The following is a 2,000-nucleotide window of genomic DNA, read 5'->3' on the forward strand; positions in this document are numbered from 1 at the left end:
GCCGCGGACCGCCGTGCTGCTGGGTGCGGTGCCGCGGACCGTGTTGTCTCGGACCGCGTCTCCGCCGACCGTGGCGCTGTGTGCCGCGTTCGCGCGGGCCGTGACGCCGGCACCCGAGGTGCCGCCCCGCCCCCGGCGCCGCCCTGCTCCCTGGTCCGCGCTATGCCTTGGTTCTGTATGGCCTGGTTCTGTATGGCCTTGCTCCGTGGGGCTCCGCTCCGCGGGGCCTTGCTCCGGGAGGCCTCCGTCCGCACGGTGTCGGTCGTGCTCCGCCGGCGGCTGGGAGCACGGCGCTGACGCGGAGGGCACGGCGAGGGTCATAACGCCAGTTTCCCGCTGTCCGGCGTCCATGCGGTGTCATGGCACCGGTTGTGGACGGGTGTCCCGCGGACGCGTCCGCTGATGGATGCGGGCACCGGCCGGACCATGACCGATGGTGACCGCGAACGGTCGTGGGGAGCCGGCCGGTACCGTCAGATCACGGCTGGCGGATGCGGCGCGTTGTTCGCCATCGGACGGCCCGCGGCATCCCAGGCGATCATCCCGCCGTCCAGGTTGCGGGCCTGCCAGCCGGCGCGGTGCAGGTAGGCCGTGACCGCGGCCGAACGCTGCCCGGAGCGGCAGACCACCACCACGTCCCGGTCGCGTGGCACCTCGTCTATACGCTCGAGGAGTTCACCCATGGGGATGTGGACCGCGCCGGCGACATGCCCCGCGTCCCACTCCTCCGCCTCCCGGACGTCGAGGAGCAGCGGCCCGACGCCCGGTGTGACCGTCGCCGGAAGTTGATCTACTGTGACCGAAGGTATCTGATCCGAGCCCACGCGGCCATCCTGCCATCTGCCCGGTATCCCGCGACGTTGCCTACCGGACAGACGACTACCGGACAGGCGGCCATCGTGCGGGCGGCCATCGTGCGGGTGGCCATCGCCGCTCAGGCGGCCGGTGAACATTGCGTGGGACATGATCCCGGGGATTTGGGCCTGCCGGCGGTGCGGGAGAGGCATGACCATTCCGTCTTTGGTCCCTCGGCCGGCCGGCTGTGGTCACGAGGGCGCTTTTTCGCCCGCGGCGGCCACGCGTGTGGTGGGACCGTGATTACCGTGGAATCGCTCGATGTCGAATCATCAGGATGCGGAGCGGACGGGCCCTGGCTCACCTGCCCGTGGTGCGGCGGGATCGTGCCGTTGGCGCACCTTGTCCCCGGGGACGACGAACCGTATGCGCGGGTAGCTGTCTGTGACTCGTGCGGACGCCGAGTCATGTTCCTCTCCCCGGCCGACCCCACGGCCTGACCCGCCCACGCCCCGTCACCGTGCTCTCGTCGGGCAGGCGGAGGAGTGCGCGAGCGGAGCGGTGGCGTGGTTCTCGTCCCCTCATCCCACGTTCTCCGCGTCACGGCTTCGCTCGGTGGCGCTGCTGGTCCGTCTGACGGGGCGGCGACCAGTGCGTGGTCGTCCTCGAGGGCTCCTCGAACGCGCCTGCCGCCCGGACGCGTCTCAGGCGGTGGGTTCGGCGCTGGCCGGGGTGGTTCCGGTGGGGGCGGTCCGCGCTGGCTGCGGCGTCTCCACCCGTACGACGTAGTCCTCGATCACCGGGTTGGCGAGCAGGGAGGCGGCGAGCTGGTCGATCCGGGCGAGGACGTCGGCGTCGGCGTCGCCGTCCACCTCCAGCTCGAAACGCTTGCCCTGGCGTACCCCGGCGATGCCGGACACGCCCAGGCGTGGCAGCGCGGTGAGTATCGCCTGCCCCTGCGGGTCGAGGATCTCCGGTTTCAGCATCACGTCCACAACGACCCTGGCCACGTCTGAAGACTGTATCGGTGCGCCGCGCCGGACCGAGCCCGGCCGGCACCGCCGGCTGACCACCAGCCCATCCCAAACCCCCACCAGACGGCCGTGCACCCCGCCTTGATCAAAGAGAGTGAGTAGACAAGTGGCTGCTGTGGCAGCCATTTGTCCCCTCACTATCTTTGATCAAGGCGGGGTGCACGGCCGTCC

At 70.9% G+C, this 2,000-nt stretch carries 2 protein-coding genes; both read right to left on the reverse strand.

Going from position 1 to position 2,000, the window contains the following annotated elements; translation table 11 throughout:
* Positions 1 to 473 precede the first annotated feature (473 nt).
* Entirely contained in the window at positions 474 to 824 is a 351-nt protein-coding gene (locus AC5LSR_RS23280) for a rhodanese-like domain-containing protein (protein ID WP_250282776.1), read from the reverse strand.
* 675 nt (positions 825 to 1,499) lie between these two features.
* Positions 1,500 to 1,805, reverse strand: coding sequence for a phosphoribosylformylglycinamidine synthase subunit PurS (gene purS / locus AC5LSR_RS23285; protein WP_250282778.1), 306 nt, complete (start codon positions 1,803 to 1,805; stop codon positions 1,500 to 1,502).
* Positions 1,806 to 2,000 lie beyond the last annotated feature (195 nt).

Source organism: Protofrankia sp. CiP1_Cm_nod4 (assembly GCF_982290645.1).